Source organism: Streptomyces sp. NBC_01426, assembly GCF_036231985.1.
Taxonomy (GTDB): domain Bacteria; phylum Actinomycetota; class Actinomycetes; order Streptomycetales; family Streptomycetaceae; genus Streptomyces.
On the sequence record NZ_CP109500.1, the window covers coordinates 165,150 to 179,998 of the forward strand.

16 protein-coding genes and 3 pseudogenes are annotated in these 14,849 nt (G+C 69.2%); 9 read left to right on the forward strand and 10 right to left on the reverse strand.

Annotated elements, in window-relative coordinates; genetic code table 11:
- Window positions 1–403 precede the first annotated feature (403 nt).
- Complete coding sequence (locus OG906_RS00880) at window positions 404–1,096, reverse strand: TetR/AcrR family transcriptional regulator (protein WP_329438985.1); 693 nt, start codon at window positions 1,094–1,096, stop codon at window positions 404–406.
- Between the two features lie 58 nt (window positions 1,097–1,154).
- Here OG906_RS00880 and OG906_RS00885 point away from each other — a divergent pair, with 58 nt between their 5' ends.
- A complete protein-coding gene (locus tag OG906_RS00885) occupies window positions 1,155–2,279 on the forward strand; it encodes an FAD-dependent oxidoreductase (protein ID WP_329438987.1) in 1,125 nt (374 codons plus the stop codon).
- 136 nt (window positions 2,280–2,415) lie between these two features.
- Here the strand turns inward: OG906_RS00885 and OG906_RS00890 are convergent, their stop codons facing one another.
- Both OG906_RS00890 and OG906_RS00895 read right to left on the reverse strand, forming a co-directional pair.
- Window positions 2,416–2,682, reverse strand: coding sequence for a hypothetical protein (locus tag OG906_RS00890; protein WP_329438989.1), 267 nt, complete (start codon window positions 2,680–2,682; stop codon window positions 2,416–2,418).
- 30 nt (window positions 2,683–2,712) lie between these two features.
- Complete coding sequence (locus OG906_RS00895) at window positions 2,713–3,168, reverse strand: hypothetical protein (RefSeq protein WP_329448213.1); 456 nt, start codon at window positions 3,166–3,168, stop codon at window positions 2,713–2,715.
- Between OG906_RS00895 and OG906_RS00900 the strand changes: the two genes are divergently transcribed.
- Window positions 3,131–3,499, forward strand: coding sequence for an aromatic-ring hydroxylase C-terminal domain-containing protein (locus OG906_RS00900; RefSeq protein WP_329447887.1), 369 nt, complete (start codon window positions 3,131–3,133; stop codon window positions 3,497–3,499). The two genes, OG906_RS00895 and OG906_RS00900, sit on opposite strands and share 38 nt — an antisense overlap.
- A 107-nt stretch (window positions 3,500–3,606) precedes the next feature.
- Entirely contained in the window at window positions 3,607–5,103 is a 1,497-nt protein-coding gene (locus tag OG906_RS00905) for an IPT/TIG domain-containing protein (RefSeq protein ID WP_329438990.1), read from the forward strand.
- Between the two features lie 162 nt (window positions 5,104–5,265).
- Here OG906_RS00905 and OG906_RS00910 read toward each other — a convergent pair whose 3' ends face one another.
- The 7 genes and pseudogenes from OG906_RS00910 to OG906_RS00940 all read right to left on the reverse strand — a co-directional run bounded on the left by OG906_RS00910 (window position 5,266) and on the right by OG906_RS00940 (window position 10,223).
- Complete coding sequence (locus tag OG906_RS00910; RefSeq protein WP_329438992.1) at window positions 5,266–5,451, reverse strand: hypothetical protein; 186 nt, start codon at window positions 5,449–5,451, stop codon at window positions 5,266–5,268.
- A gap of 323 nt (window positions 5,452–5,774) precedes the next feature.
- Entirely contained in the window at window positions 5,775–6,239 is a 465-nt protein-coding gene (locus OG906_RS00915; protein WP_329438994.1) for an Ig-like domain repeat protein, read from the reverse strand.
- Between the two features lie 233 nt (window positions 6,240–6,472).
- A complete protein-coding gene (locus OG906_RS00920; RefSeq protein ID WP_329438995.1) occupies window positions 6,473–7,477 on the reverse strand; it encodes an IPT/TIG domain-containing protein in 1,005 nt (334 codons plus the stop codon).
- Window positions 7,478–7,636: 159 nt separating this feature from the next.
- Window positions 7,637–8,380, reverse strand: a complete 744-nt coding sequence (locus OG906_RS00925; protein ID WP_329438997.1) for an IPT/TIG domain-containing protein — start codon at window positions 8,378–8,380, stop codon at window positions 7,637–7,639.
- Between the two features lie 590 nt (window positions 8,381–8,970).
- A pseudogene (locus OG906_RS00930) lies at window positions 8,971–9,274 on the reverse strand (MFS transporter); the annotation flags it as partial.
- Window positions 9,275–9,449: 175 nt separating this feature from the next.
- Entirely contained in the window at window positions 9,450–9,653 is a 204-nt protein-coding gene (locus tag OG906_RS00935) for a cold-shock protein (RefSeq protein WP_329438999.1), read from the reverse strand.
- 432 nt (window positions 9,654–10,085) lie between these two features.
- Window positions 10,086–10,223, reverse strand: a complete 138-nt coding sequence (locus tag OG906_RS00940) for a hypothetical protein (protein WP_329448214.1) — start codon at window positions 10,221–10,223, stop codon at window positions 10,086–10,088.
- 5 nt (window positions 10,224–10,228) lie between these two features.
- On the opposite strand from OG906_RS00940, the gene OG906_RS43550 reads away from it, so the two are divergent.
- The 6 genes and pseudogenes from OG906_RS43550 (at window position 10,229) to OG906_RS00965 (ending at window position 14,784) form a co-directional block, all read left to right on the forward strand.
- Complete coding sequence (locus OG906_RS43550) at window positions 10,229–11,143, forward strand: terpene synthase family protein (RefSeq protein WP_443067339.1); 915 nt, start codon at window positions 10,229–10,231, stop codon at window positions 11,141–11,143.
- Window positions 11,144–11,255: 112 nt separating this feature from the next.
- A complete protein-coding gene (locus OG906_RS00945; RefSeq protein ID WP_329439000.1) occupies window positions 11,256–11,891 on the forward strand; it encodes a VOC family protein in 636 nt (211 codons plus the stop codon).
- Window positions 11,892–11,977: 86 nt separating this feature from the next.
- Window positions 11,978–12,067, forward strand: a pseudogene (locus tag OG906_RS00950) (IS5/IS1182 family transposase); the annotation flags it as partial.
- 113 nt (window positions 12,068–12,180) lie between these two features.
- A pseudogene (locus tag OG906_RS00955) lies at window positions 12,181–12,426 on the forward strand (response regulator transcription factor); the annotation flags it as partial.
- Between the two features lie 846 nt (window positions 12,427–13,272).
- A complete protein-coding gene (locus OG906_RS00960) occupies window positions 13,273–13,710 on the forward strand; it encodes an NfeD family protein (protein ID WP_329439002.1) in 438 nt (145 codons plus the stop codon).
- 3 nt (window positions 13,711–13,713) lie between these two features.
- Window positions 13,714–14,784 (forward strand): SPFH domain-containing protein, encoded by a 1,071-nt coding sequence (locus tag OG906_RS00965; protein ID WP_329439004.1) that lies wholly within the window; start codon window positions 13,714–13,716, stop codon window positions 14,782–14,784.
- Window positions 14,785–14,849 lie beyond the last annotated feature (65 nt).

The window sequence follows — 14,849 nt, forward strand, 5'->3', positions numbered from 1 at the left end:
TTCCTCCTGGCCACGTCCGATGCCTTCGACACCCCGAGCCAACGGGACACCAGCCGGCCATCCAGCAATGTCCAGACGGGCTGTGATCGGGCAGACCAGAAAGTGCCTGGCCGTGCTGCCGGCGGAAGGTGTCCAGCTCGATCGCACCAACGGCAGCACCCACGACTTCTCCGACGCAGTCCGCTCAGAGCGGCCCTGTGAATCTGCCGGCCCATCCAGTGCTCCCGTAGTCGTCCGGCCTCGTCGACGGGTTCGGTTGGCCAACTGTCCAGCAGCCTCAGCTCGCTGTCTGGGAGCACAGCGAGCACGCGATGACCGACGGCATGGTGCGCAGTACCTCCAGGATCATTGTGCGGGTGGCGGCGCGACCCCGGCCTCGCTCACATTCGGCAGGAGCTGAGCGTCACGCCGGCGGCCGGGCGAGTTCCGTTGCCACGGCGTCGAGGACCCAGTCCAGGCCGGTTGCGAAGGATGTCTCGGCGTCCACGTCCGTGGCGTCGTGGACGACCTTGGCCAGCGCAGGGAAGCGGCCGGTGGCCAGCATGCTCGTCATGTGGGGGCCGTGGGCGCGCTGCCAGTCGTGCTTGGACAGGCCCGTGGCGTGCTGGGCCCGCAGGTGCGCGGTCTCCCGCCTGATCGCGCCGATGAAGTAGGCGCTTACCGTCTCCACGGCGCGCATGACGGTGTCGACGTCGGCGAGGCTGTCGAAGGCAGACAGCGTTGCCTCGGCCACGGCGAGGCCGTTCGGACCCATGGCCGGGCGACCGCCGAGCAGGTCGGCCAGCCATGCGTGGCGGAGAGCGGCCTTCCTGGTGCGTTGGGCGAGGACGCGCAGCGCCTCCCGCCAGTCACCGGGCTGTTCCTCGGGGAGGATCTCGGCCTGGACCTCGTCCATCATGAGGTCGAACAGCTCCTCCTTGCTGGAGATGTATCTGTACAGCCGCATCGGGCCGGCGTCCAGGCGGGCGGCCACCTTGCGTACCGACACCGCCTCCAGCCCGCCCTCGTCGGCCAGCGCGATGGCGGCGGCGACGATCCGCTCCCGGTCGAGCGGCGCGGGTTGAGTCGGCGGCTCAGGCCGGTCCCAGACAGTCATGGTCACACCGTACGCAACCGTTGCGATGCATCGTAACGAGGAAATACAGTGTATCGGCATGAGACACCGCATCGCAGTGGTCGGGAGCGGTCCTGCCGGCCTTGCCTTCGCCCGCGTCCTGCACCGCCATGGTCACCTCGTCACCGTCCTCGAACGCGACCCCGCCCCCGACACCCGCCCTCCGGGCGGCACCCTGGACCTGCGCGAAGGGCTGGGCCAACTCGCGCTGAACAAGGCGGGGTTGCTGGCGGATTTCCAGGCGCTGTCCCGTCCCGAGGGGCAGGCCATGCGCATCCTGGGCACGGACGGGACCGTCCTGCGCGACTGGCGACCCCGTCCGGACGACCGGGCCCATCCCGAGATCGACCGGGGGCAACTCCGTGATCTGCTGCTCGGTCCTCTCGACGTCCGGTGGGGCCGGGGCGTGAAGCAGGTGGTGCCAGGGACCCGGGACGGCGTACTGGTCCATTGCGCGGACGGGCGGCAGGAGACGTTCGACCTGGTGATAGGCGCGGACGGTGCCTGGTCCCGGGTCCGCCCGGCGGTCTCGTCGGCGACGCCGCACTACACCGGCGTCACCTATGTCGAGACCTCCCTCGACGACATCGACACCCGCCATCCCGACCTCGCCCGGCTGGTCGGCGACGGTTCCGTGGCGGTGTACGGCGTGAACCGGGCTCTCGTCGCCCAGCGCAACAGCGGCGGCCACGTCAAGGTGTACGCCCAGTTCCGTGCGCCGCTGGACTGGCACGCGAACTTGGACCTGGCCGACGTCGAGGCCGTTCGATCGGGTCTGCTGGCTCTGTTCGACGGATGGGCCGCTCCCGTCCTCGACCTCCTTCGCCCCGGCACCGCTTTCGTCCACCGCCCTCTCTACGTTCTGCCCGTGTCCCACACCTGGACCCACGTCCCCGGGGTGACGCTCCTGGGCGACGCCGCCCATCTGATGCCTCCGTTGGGAGCGGGCGCGAACCTCGCGATGCTGGAGGGCGCCGAACTCGCCGAGTCCATCGCCGGCGCAACCAGCCCTGGGGATCTGGATGAGGCCGTCCGTGCCTTCGAGAAACAGATGTGGGCACGGGCCGGCAGGTGGGCGAAGATCACGACGGCCGGTCTGGAACGCCTCGTGAGCCCGGACCCGGCCGAAGCCCTAGCCCTCTTCGACGAAGTCCAGCCATCCTGACTGCCAAGCGCGAGAGCACCAGCATCAGCAACTCGCCGTGGCTTCACGAGACAGCACGGCACCGCCGAAGCCCTTCCGGCGAAACCACCGCTGGGCGAACGCACGGACTCCTGCACCGAACGCAGCCCACAGTCCGCTACCGCCAAGAAGCCGGTTCGATCCTCCCCGCGGGCCGATGGGGCAGCATGAGGGGCTCCGCGATGTCGGCGTATCCGCCGCGGGCGACGGACTGGAGCAGTTCGCAGAGCGCGGCGAGTTCCCCGATCCGTCCGGCCGGGGTTCCGAGGACGTCGGCGAACTCGTCCCTTACGCGGGCCGCGACCGCGGGGACGCGCAGGCTGTAGGCGTGGAGGAGGCCCACGTCGAAGCCGACGGGCACACTTCCCCAGCGTTCCCAGTCCATGATCGTGAGCGGGGTGCCGGTGAGGTCGGCTCAGTGCCGATCGCGTGCCCGGTCACCCGCTCCACGCGGTCCGGGGCGTCGATGCCGAGGAACAGCGGGAAGACGGCGGATCCACAGCGTCCGGACCGCCTCCCGCTCCGTCGGCACCCCGGCCAGCACGTCCAGGGCCTGGTGCAGCTCGGCCCACCACCCCTCGGTGAGGCCCGGGTGGGCGAGGAGTTCGGGGGTGGCCGGGGAAATCACCGGCTGGGGGATGTGGGTGAGGAGGTCGGCGTCGTAGGTCCAGCCGTCGTTGGCCCAGCGGACGGTGGTGGCATGCAGGCGCGGGCGCGATACGGCGTCCGGGGTGAGGCAGCCTTCGCAGGAAGGGGTCGCGGTCAGGGTCGCTAGAGGACTGACGAGGCTGGTCCGTAGTTTCAGCGGCGGAGAGCGGCTAGAGATCGCGCGGATAGGCGCGGTCGGGGACGTCGGCAACAGTGCGGGCACAGGTCTCGGTGATCATGCAGTTGCGACGTTCTGTGATCACTGGGGAGACGTATGCCCGCGCTTCGAGGCTGCGGCCGGACGGCGGAAGCGCCTGTCGACCGTGGCGGCCGCCCCTGCCGACCGCGGCGATCTCTCGGCCGCGCTCATCCGCCCCGACGGCATCGTCGCCTGGGCCGCCGCCCCGGGCCTGCCCGCAGACACCGCAGCTCTGATGACGGCGCTGCGCACCTGGCTCGGAGAACCGCACACACCTACGCCGAACGGCCAACAAGGTGAACCTGGCCAACCTGCAGGCAGGAAAAGCACCGGACAACGCAGAGGGGAGGTCTGATTGTGTGCGATCCACTCCGCCGGCCGGTCGGCACAGATCTGCCCTGATGCTGCCGAAAGGCCACCCCGACTCCGCACCGGCACAACATTCGAGGAGCAGGAACGACGATGGCACCCGATTCGACACCCGCCCAGGTGACCATGACCCTGGCTGCCCTTGCAGCCACCGGGGCCACCCCGCGTCCGTCCGGGGAAACCCCGCAACAACAGACCGAACGAATCATCACCGGCATCAACGCGCAACTGAGCGATCCCAGCCTTGCGACGCAGGGCGCGTGGAGGCTGGTGTGGCTCGCCCTGAGCGAGGCCAACGCGAACATGGCCTACATCGCACGGAGCACCAACGGCTCGAACGAGTTCGCCGTGGTCGCTCGCGGAACGGACGCCGATCTGACCGACATCCTCGAGGACCTCGATGTCGGCACAGTCGTCCCGTTCCCCGAAAGCGGATCGCCGAAGCCCGTCGCCGTTTCCAAGGGGGCGATGGATGCGTTCAAGCGGGTTGTCAACGCCCGCTCGATCGCCTCACCCTCCCCGAACGTCACGCTCGCTCAGGCGCTCACCGCCGCACTCAACTCGGCGCCCTCCTCGCCGCAGCCGACCGTCTATCTGACCGGTCACAGCCTGGGCGGTTGCATCGCCACCATGCTGGCGCCGTACCTGCAGGCACAGACCTGGCCGAAACAGCCGAAGTTCGCGGTGATCACCTATGCCGCTCCCACCGCCGGCGTACAGAGCTTCGTCGACTACTTCGACTCCGTGCCGTGGGTCATCGACGAGCGCCACAACAACGCCTACGACCTGGTACCGCACGCGTGGGCCGATCTCGACACCACCGCCGGCTGGTACCCGAGCCCGGGACCGCAGGCAACCGAAGAAGTGACGCTGCTCATCGGGGCGATCTCCAAGCGCACCAAGGGCAACATCTACGTCCAGCCCGGCACGCTCTGCCCGATGAACACCAGCTACACGAGCCTTGCCAAGAACCTGGTCAACAAGACCACCCAGGACTTCCTCGGCCAGGTCGCCTTCCAGCACGCCAACTCCACCTACCTGGACCTTGTCGGAGCGCCTGCCGTCCCTTCCGCACCGGTGGTGACCGACGTGACCCCCACCTTCGGCGAACCAGGCGCCACGTTGACCATCAACGGCACCGGTTTCAGTGCGGACAGCATGGTCGACTTCGGCCACTTCGCCTGCCCCACGCGCAACATCGACTCCGACAGCAGGATCACCGCCAAGGTCCCCAACGGAACCGGCGTCGTCCACGTCCGCGTCACCAACACCCTCGGCACCTCCCCGGCCGTCGCGATGGGGCAGTTCGCCTATGGCGGACCCGCACCTGTGGTGGTCAGTGCCGTCAGCCCGACCAGCGGAAAGGTCGGCACCCTGGTCACCATCAGCGGCTCGGGCTTCGCCGATGGCGCCACCGTGCACTTCAAGGACAAGGCATCCGATTCGGTCAAGTTCGTCTCCACCGGACAGATCACCGCAACCGCGCCCGGTCAGCTCGACGACCACCAGACGGTGAACCTCACCGTGACGGTCGGCACGGCCACCTCTCCCACCAGCCCGGCCGACGAGTTCACCTACACCGGACGGTAGCGTCCGCACGCCCCGTTCCCGGGGTGGCCCTTCGAGCAGCCCCGGGCCCTTGCCACCGACCGGTCGAACCGTGCCCAGGCGAGGGATCGCCGCAGGACCGTAAGGGTGGACGGGTGGAACACGGCGGCCGGAGTGCACTCGAACACGGACAGCGCCGATCGCTCACTCCATGCTCCCGCCACCCTGGCCGTCACGGTCGTTGCTGCTGGTGGTGGCGGTGTTGCCGGTGACGGACGCGTCATCACTCATCGTCACGGTGCCGACGTTGTAGACGCCGCCCCGAAGGGCGGTGTTGTCGCTGATGCGGCTGTGGTCGGCCATGATCAGTGTGCCGCCCTGGACGAACATGCCGCCTCCCTGGCTGCCGCTGAAGCCGGTCTCCCGCGACTGGCCCCGCATCGCCGGGGCCCGAGGACGCGGATCTGGCAATCGATGTCGTAGGCGACCATCTCCAGGACGGGGTAGATGCCGCCCGCCCGGATCCCGGTGTACTCAGCGACCGGGATGTCGGCGGCGGGGTGGATGATCTGCAGGCATCTGACTCTCCTGGGAGAAGTCTCGCCGTGGCCGATACTCGGTCGCTGTCCGGGTCACCGGGCCGGCGACGGGCCACATTGTGTTGGGCGTCGACCGCCGACCGACGGGTGCGTCCGGCAGCCGGCGGGCCGGGCTCACTTGTGGACGCCCGTCACGTTCTGGCTGTTGACGTTGACCTCGTTGTGGATGTCCCCGACGTTGAAGTCGATCAGCCCGCACAGCAGGCAGCTCGGGGCGTTGGCCGGGGGAGCCGGGGCCGGGGTCACGGTGACGGTAGTCGTGTCGTTCGAAGCGCTGCAACCGTCGTCGCCGTTGTAGGCGGCGGTGATGGTGTGTGTTCCGGTGGTCGTGAAACCGGTGGTCAGTGAGGAGTGTCCGTCGGCGGAGACGGGTGCGGTCGCAAGGAGGTCCGGGCCGTCGAAGAAGGACACGCCAAGGCCGCCGCTCGGGTCCGAGCTGCAGGTCACCGTAGCGTCTAGGGTCACCAGTTGCCCGGTCGTAGCCGAGGAGGGCGTGGCCTGGACCGTGGTCGACGACGGATCGGCAGCCGCAGCCGAGGGAGCAATGGACAGCACTGTCGCCGCCGCTACGGCGACCATGAGTCCGGCTTTGCCTGCACGCCACACATTCACTGAAGGGCCTCCTCGGTCCGATCGTCAGGCGGGGGTTCGCCGTAACCGTTCGCTGTGTGACCTTAGGCCGCTTTTGATGGCATGCGCGGGAGGCGCGGGTGCCGGCGGCCCCACCTGAGTCATCGGCTCGCTCGGATGGGCTGCATTGGCCGGTGGCTCAGTGCAGGCGCGGGCCGTTGGCGCCGGTGCGGCGGCACCAGCTAGATCGCGGGAGGCGCGACGCGCTGGTAGGCGAGCGAGTTGCTGGTGCCGCCCGACGTCGTGACGCTCACCGGCACCGAACCCGCCGGACCCGCCGGGGCGATCGCGATCGCGGTCGTGTCCGACACCACGGTGAAGGCCGCTGGTGCTGCGCCGAAGTGGACCGCGAACGTCGTGGTCAGCCCGGTACCGGTCAGGGTCACGGCGGCGCCCGCGTCCGTCGGCCCCTGCGCGGGCGAGAGCGCGGTGAGCGCCGGCGCCGCCAGATAGGTGTAGATGACGGAGTTGCTGGTGCCGCCGGGACCAGTAGCGGTGCATGCGACGGAGCCGGTTCCGGGCGGGGTGACCGCGGTGATCTGGGTGTCGGAGTTGACGGTGAAGGAGGTCGCGGGGGTGGCGCCGAAGGTGACGGCGGTGGTCCCGGTGAGGCCGGCGCCGGCGAGGACCACACTGGTCCCACCTGACGTCGGGCCCTCGGCGGGCGAGACGGACAGCAGCGAGGGCGCGTTGAGGTAGTAGAAGAACACCGGCCCCGAGGTGCCGCCGACGGTGGTCGCGGTGACCGCCACCGCGCCGGTGCCGGCCGGTGTGACGGCGGTGATCTGGGTGGCGGAGTTGACGGTGAAGGAGGTCGCGGGGGTGCCGCCGAAGGTGACGGCGGTGGCCCCGGTGAGGCCGGTACCGGTGAGGACCACACTGGTCCCACCGGATGTCGGGCCCTGGTTCGGCGCGATCGCGCTGAGGGTCGGCGTGGGCGCGTAGGTGTAGGCGACCGTGTTGCTGAGCCCGGCGGGTGTGCGCACGGTGACGTTGACCGTGCCGGTTCCGGGCGGGACGGTCGCCGTGATCTTCGACGGGGAGTTGACCGTGTACGACGAGGCGGCCATGGATCCGAACATGACCGCGGTGGCGCCGGTGAACTGGGTTCCGTTCAGGGTCACGGGATTGGTGCCCGCCGCCGGACCCGTGTTGGGTACGACCGAGGTGAGGACGGGAGGGGCCACGGTGACTCCAAGGGGTGTGGTCGGCCTGGCGGGGCCGCAAGCCGGGGGCACGGAAGCGGTGCAGGCGGGCGCACCCGTGCCCGCACCGCTTCCGCTGGGCGCGGGCCGGTGGATCGCAGCGGGCCGGAGCCCGTGCGCGGCCGTGTGCCCGAGACACCGTCAGATGCCGGGGCCGGACATGTAGGTGAAGCCGTCGCTGAGGGTGGCGCTACCGCCCCCTGTGGTCACGACGACATCGACGGAACCTGCGGTGCCGGGCGGTGTGACGGCCACCAGCGTGGCGCTGTTCAGCACTGCGAAGGACGCGGCGATACCGCCGAAGGTGACGGCCGTGGTGGACGCCAGGCCGCTGCCGTTGACGGTCACCGAGGTGCCGCCGGACGTCGGCCCGGAGGTGGGAGTGAGCGAGACCAGTGTCGGCGTGTCGACGTAGGCGTAGGTGAGCGGAGCGGTCGTGCCCCCGGTGGTGGTGACGGTGACGTCGACGGAGCCGCTGGAGCTGCCGGCAGGCACGACCACCGACAGTTGGCTGTCCGAGACGACCGTCGGGGTCGCGCTGTTGGAGCCAAAGGACACGGTGGTGGCAGTGGAGAGGCCGTAGCCGTTGATGGTGACCGTGTTGGTGCCCGCGGTCGGACCCGAGCCCGGGTCGAGGGACACCGCGATCGGCGGGCTGATGTAGAAGAAAGAGAGCGAGTTGCTCGTCCCTCCCGCCGTCGTCACGTTGACGTCGACGACTCCGCAGCCCGCGGGATCGATGACGCTGATCATGGTCGGGGTGTTCGCGGTGATCGTGGCCGTCCGGGACCCGAAGTGGACGGCGGTGGCACCGGCCAGGTTCACGCCGGTGATGGTGACGGATGTTCCGCCGCTGGTGGAGCCTTGGTTGGGACTGATGGGCACGAGGGTTCCTCCTCACTCGGAAGTCTTCTCCGAGCAGCGACTGGGTGTTCCGATCCACCGACGTCCGAACCGACCCAGGCCGACGCGTCCGGCCGCCGGCAGATGGGGATGTGCGGAGGCCCGTCCGGACGGGATGAGTTCAGTCCCGAGAGGGAGGCTTGTCCGCGGGGGCCCGATGGAACATCACCCCATTGATGCAGACACCTGAATTGACCCATCAGAGTGAGTCTCTTACCAAGGAGATTGACACGATATCAACCGTTTGGCGGAGCGCTCTGGGCGTGCGGCGGCGCGTTCCGGTGGTGCGCGGTCACCTGCCGGGCCATCACGACCACGGAGGGCTTGGGCAACGGCCGCGCATGGATTCCCGGCGGCCGGAGGCTCTCTTACGAGTTTCCGGAACAGCACCGGGTGCTACCGGCCGCGCCCCGCTCTCCACGCTGGGCGCGGCCTGTTACCGGTGTGCGGGAACAGTGGCTTCGGCCGGGGCCGGCTGCCCGGGGGCCGAAGCGGTGGGGGGAGTTCCTTGGCCGCCTCGCATGACCTCGCGAACGCCGGATCGTCGCAGCGCCAATGACCGGCTTTACCGGCCACCAGCGGGTGAGGGCGGCGAAGGCGGGCTGGTAGAAGGTGGCGGTCATCGCGGTTCGGCGAGCAGCCATCCGGCGGCGAGGACGAGAGGGTTGGGGGCGCAGGCCACGAGCTGCGGGCTCAGGGCGCCGAGGACGGAGCCGGCCGTGATGACGGTGCGGTGCGGGGGCCGCGGCGGTCCAGGACGCGGCCGACGTAGATACCGGCGAGGGCGGATACGACGAGGGCGAATACGACGAAGGTGTCGGAGAACGCCCCCGCGGTCGTGCCCGTGCCCCAGCGCGCCGCCCGGGTAGCAAGCACGTCATCCTCGACGCCAGGCGGCGCCGTGAACCCGGCTCCCCGGGTCTGTTCCTGACGGCGGGCCGGCCGGCACGACCACCCCATGATGATCACGAAGTGAGCCGCGACCGCAGCCGCCGCGAACCGGCCGGCGCGAGGGCACCGGTGTTGCCCATCGCCGAGCTGGGCTGCAGCGTCAGAGCGCGCGGACCTTGTCGGCTTGGGGGCCACGCTGCCCCTGCGTGATCTCGAACTCGACCCGCTGGTTCTCCTCCAGGTTCCGGAAACCCGACCCCTGGATCGCGCTGAAGTGGACAAAGACGTCCGCGCCACCCTCATCCGGGGAGATGAACCCGAACCCCTTCTCCCCGTTGAACCACTTCACAGTCCCCTGAGACATGCCCCGCCCCTGTCCTTGAGCGCCGGGAACACGTCCGAACCCGGCTGCGGCCACATCCTCCCCAAGAGGCACCAGAAGAAACCCGAGGGCGTGCCACCCCTGCCGGCGATCCCCCGTTAAAGCTTCATCGCCTCCACCCCTGCCGCCGGCACCCTGCTTCCCCGCGCGACCGGGACACCGCCGGGCTCGACGACGAGGACCATAACGGGCTTGTGCGGACAGGTGGCAATCTGCTTGGCGTCTCCTGACTGGCCGGCTCCCTGCCGACTCGCGCGGATCTTCCCATGACGGCCCGTCAGCATGCCATCACCCTCGACAGGTGGCGTACGACCTGCGGATATCGAGGGTTCTCACAGCGGACCAGGCCGAGGTGGCGAACGGACTGCGCGCCGAGAGGCATCCCGCTCCGTGACCCGGTGGTGCCCCAGGGCTCTACAGGGCGCGTGCCGCCTCGACGGTGTCGGCGGTCGGGAACAGCGGGCCGGCCCCCATGACGTCCAGGAGCCGGCCCAACCGGGACGGCACGGGACCGACCAGCACCAGACGGCCGGTGCGCAGCAGGCACGGCAACTTCCTTGCGCCGGAGCCCCGCGACCCTGCGGCGTCCGTACGCCGGAAGGCCCACGTCCGCGGGCTTCAAACGGGAGCCGCGGGCCGCCGCGCACTGGAGGGCGTACCTGTACGGGCACGTCCAGGAAGCCACCAACCGGCAATCCGGGACCCAGCTGACCGTGGACGAGTACCTGCGGCTGCGCCGCGACACCATCGGCGTGCAGCCCACGCTCGACCTCGCCGAGCGGATCGGCCACTACGAACTGCCCGCCGCCCTCTTCGCCTCGGACACCGTGACCGCTCTGCGCACCCTGGCCGCCGAGATCGACTCCCTCCACAACGACCTCTACTCACTGGCCAAGGAAAACGCCGGCTCGGACCCGCACAACCTCCTCCTGATCCTCCGGCGCGCGGACGGAACGGATCACGACGGAGCCCGCGCCAGCGTGCTCGGCATGCTCCAGCACGCATCGCACGCTTCCGCGACCTCGAAGGCGCACTGCGCACCCTCAACAGCAGGGCGCACCTCGGCGCCCACGACCGTACGGCCCTGGACCGCTACCTCCGCGACGCCCTGCACACGGTCATGCGCGGCCCCTACGACTGGGCCCCACGATCCGCTCGCTACGACACCGGCCCGCAGTGACCACGGGGTCGGTCCCGGAGACAGGTCGCACGGATCGCATGACGGCGGTGGAGCGCAGCCATGCCGGTCATCCTCAGGACTCTCGCGGGTTCTCTCCATCGAGGTAGCGAACAGGCCGACGGCTGCGCCTCGAGACTGTCTCTTGGAAGGGCGGTGGGCATGGTGCTGCATGCCGGATCGAAATCCTGTGGCAGCAGCGCTCGCCCCGCGGCAGTTGATCGAGCGGGGCGTGGGCCTCGACGAGGCAGCAGCGCTGCTGCCTGGCTCGACCGGGCCTCCCCCGCCGGGATGACGATGATCGATCCACTCCACGGCGGACGCGGCCGGGGCGGCGGGCGTGGCGTCGGGCGTGGCGTCGGGCGTGGCGTCCGGATTTGTACGGGTTGTCGGGTGATGATGGCGCAGTGCGACTTGATCACGTGTCCTACGCGGTGGCCCGCGACAGCTTCGTCTCGACCGTCCAGTGGATCGGATCGGCCCTCGGCGCCGGGTTCGTCGACGGTGGCGTGCACCCGCGATTCGGCACCCGCAATTTTATTCTCCCGCTGAGCGGCGGCACCTACGTCGAGGTCGTCACCACACTCGACCACCCTGCCGCCGACCGCGCACCCTTCGGCCAGGCGGTCGCGCGCCGCGCCGCCGAGGGCGGCGGCTGGCTCGGTTGGGTGGCCTCCGTCGACGACATCGCACCGGTCGAGGCCCGTCTCGGCCGCACCTCGGCCGAGGGCCACCGTGTCCGCCCCGACGGGTTCGACCTGAGGTGGAAGCAGATCGGCCTGCTGGAACTTCTGGAGGACCCGCAACTGCCCTATTTTCTGCAGTGGTTGGTCCCCATCGAGGAACGCCCGTGCGCCGACCCGCGCACCTCCACCACCATCCACGGGGTCTCCATCGCCGGCGACGCCGCCTCCATCGCCGAATTCCTCGGCGAACCGGCCGACCACCCCCTCGACCAGATCGACGTCACCTGGGTCGAGGATGAGGAACCGGGCTTGGTCTCGGTCGAGTTCGCCACCGCCCACGGCCCGGTCACGATCTGACCGGGGCCTGACTGCCCCGCGTGAGCAGCCGGCTGAGTTCCCTGGCTAACGCGTATCTCTTTGATGGGTTGGTCAGTTGATCGGATGTGTCCGCCCGATTAGTGATCACTGATGCGATGTGCGGCCGAATCGAGCCGCTGATGCCGGCCGATCCGGTCCCTGGACGGCGGTGGGCTTTGTGTGCCTGGCCTGCTGATGGTTGTCCTCGACGGCACGATCATGAACATTGCCCCCCGGCGATGACCCGGCCGGCGATCCGCGGTGACAGGTAGGCCCCGCCGGCCCCTACATGCGCGCCCGCCGGGCAGCACATCCCCACCGGCCCCTCGAGCGACTGACGGAACGCGAACGGCACGTGCTGGCCGCGCTGGGGTCGGGGCTGTCCAACGTGGAGATCGCGAGCCGGCTTCACCTGGTCGAGGGGACAGTGAAAGCTCACGTCAGCGCGGTGCTCACGACACTGGGCGCACGCAACCGGGTGGAGGCGGCCATCTCCGCATATCAAGCCGGCCTGGTCACACCACGCCCCCACTGATCCGTTACCACGGCGCGCCGAGCATCAACCGCCGGCGCGCTTGAGTCCCATCCTCACTCGACCACGTCCTCGCGCTCCAGCGACGACCAGAACGGATCGGTCAACACCAGACCCGTCAAACGTTGCAGCCGTCACTCGAAGACCGAGACGTCCGTGCGTGCGTGACACTGGACGAGCCCGGCGGTGCCCGCGTATGGAAGTCATCTCAATTGGCCTTCACGGGTAGGCTCCGATGCTGCCGCCACCGGGCACTCTTGCGTGGTCGTGGGCATTCGCTACCGGGGACGGCCATCTGCCGGGGCGCGTGTCAGGTTCCCTTGGCAGACTGCTGATCCTTGACGCTGGGTCACGGGAGCCGCAGCTATGATCCCCACAACCGAGGGGGCAGCGGATGAACCCTTTCTGCAGGCCGCCTCGACGCGCTCGTTCGCGACTGCCATGGCGAGGAGGCCTCTGACCAGGTGGCCCTGACGTTTCGCCCCAGGAAGGCATCTTCGGACCGGTCTCGCCTGCCGTCCGCGAGCAGCGCCGGCAAGTCCTGGCTCCTTGGTCACGCCTTGGTCACGCCTTGGTCACACCCTGGCCCCTTCCGAGGCTCTCTTTGGCGGCCCCGGGGAACAAGATCAAGTGCTTCGCGCCAAAGGCCGTACCGATGGCGCCCACGGCCGTCCTCTTCCCACTCGGGGCGTCGGCGCGTCCCGCAACCCGACACCAGCATCTCGGCCCAGGCGGCCGACGCCGCACCATCCAGCGAACCGTACAGCCGATTCCCAGCGCAATTATCGGGTAAACACTTACAAAAGGTAGTAATTGGCGCTCTCCTTCACTCACGAGGAGACGTAAAGCATGGAGCCCTGGCTGCTTTGGCTGATCGTCGCTCTGGTCTTGGGTGCGGTGGAGATAGTCACTCTCACCGCCGCGCTCGGGCTGCTGGGCGGCGCAGCGCTGGTCACAGCCGTATTCGCCGCTGTCGGTTTGCCCCTGCCCTGGCAGTTCCTACTGTTCGCGGTCGTGTCGGCCGTCGGCGTGGTTTTCGTGCGCCCGGTCGCGCTCCGCCGCTTGTCTTCACCGCCGAACGGGGACGGACGCTTCGGTGTCGACGCCCTCGTCGGCGAGGCCGCCTACGTGACATCAGAGGTGTCGAAGTTTGGCGGCAGAGTCCGTATCGGTGGCGAGGAGTGGACGGCGCGTGCCTACGACGAGACGCTGGTGATCCCTCCCGGCACGGCCGTCGACGTCATGGAGATCAAGGGCACCACCGCACTCGTCTACCCCCGGGAGTGAGCCATGGAGATTTCCGCCTTCCTCATAGCCGGCCTCCTCGTCGCGGTACTCGCCGTGTTCACCGTGGTGCGAGCGGTACGGATCGTCCCCCAGGCCCGCGCACGCAACGTCGAGCGGCTCGGCCGCTACCACCGCACTCTGAAGCCCGGACTCAACGTCGTCATCCCCTACGTCGACCGCGTCTACCCCGTGATCGACCTGCGTGAGCAGGTCGTCTCCTTCCAACCACAGCCGGTCATCACGGAGGACAACCTGGTCGTCGAGATCGACACCGTCCTGTACTTCCAGGTCACCGACCCGCGCGCGGCGGCCTACGAGATCGCCAACTTCCTCCAGGCGGTGGAACAGCTGACGGTCACCACGCTGCGCAACGTCGTCGGATCCATGGATCTGGAAAAGACCCTGACCTCGCGGGACACCATCAACAACCAGCTCCGCGGTGTCCTTGACGAAGCCACCGGCAAGTGGGGGCTCAGAGTCAACCGGGTGGAGATCAAGGCCATCGACCCGCCTCAGTCCATCAAGGACGCGATGGAGAAGCAGATGCGGGCCGAGCGGGACAAACGCGCCGCCATCCTCGGGGCCGAGGGGCAGCGCCAGTCCCAGATCCTCACCGCGGAAGGCGACAAGCAGTCCGCCGTCCTTCGCGCCGAGGGCAACCGGACCGCCGAGATCCTCAAGGCGGAGGGCCAGTCAAGGGCCATCGACGAAGTCTTCCAAGCCGTCCACCGCAACGACCCCGACCCCAAACTGCTCGCCTACCAGTACCTCCAGGTACTCCCCCAGCTCGCGCAGGGGCCGGGCAACACGTTCTGGGTGATACCCGGCGAAGTCACCTCCGCCCTCCAGAACGTCACCCGTGCCTTCACCGAATCCCTTCCCCAGTCCGCCGCCACCCGCGAGGCGTCCTCCGACGACCCGGCCGTCCAGGCCGCGAAAGACGCGGCGAAAGCGGCGGAAGCCGCTGCGGAAGCCCTCGCCGACGCCGCCGAAGCAGACAGCGGGGCCGCAACACAGCCCCGGATCGCAGGGCGCGGCTCTGGGGCAACACCGGCGTCCGGGTCACCGAACTGAATCCGCTGCTCCCGCATCGCGACGAGTCCACGCGGAACACAAGTCGGCCTCGTGCCGTTGCTCGA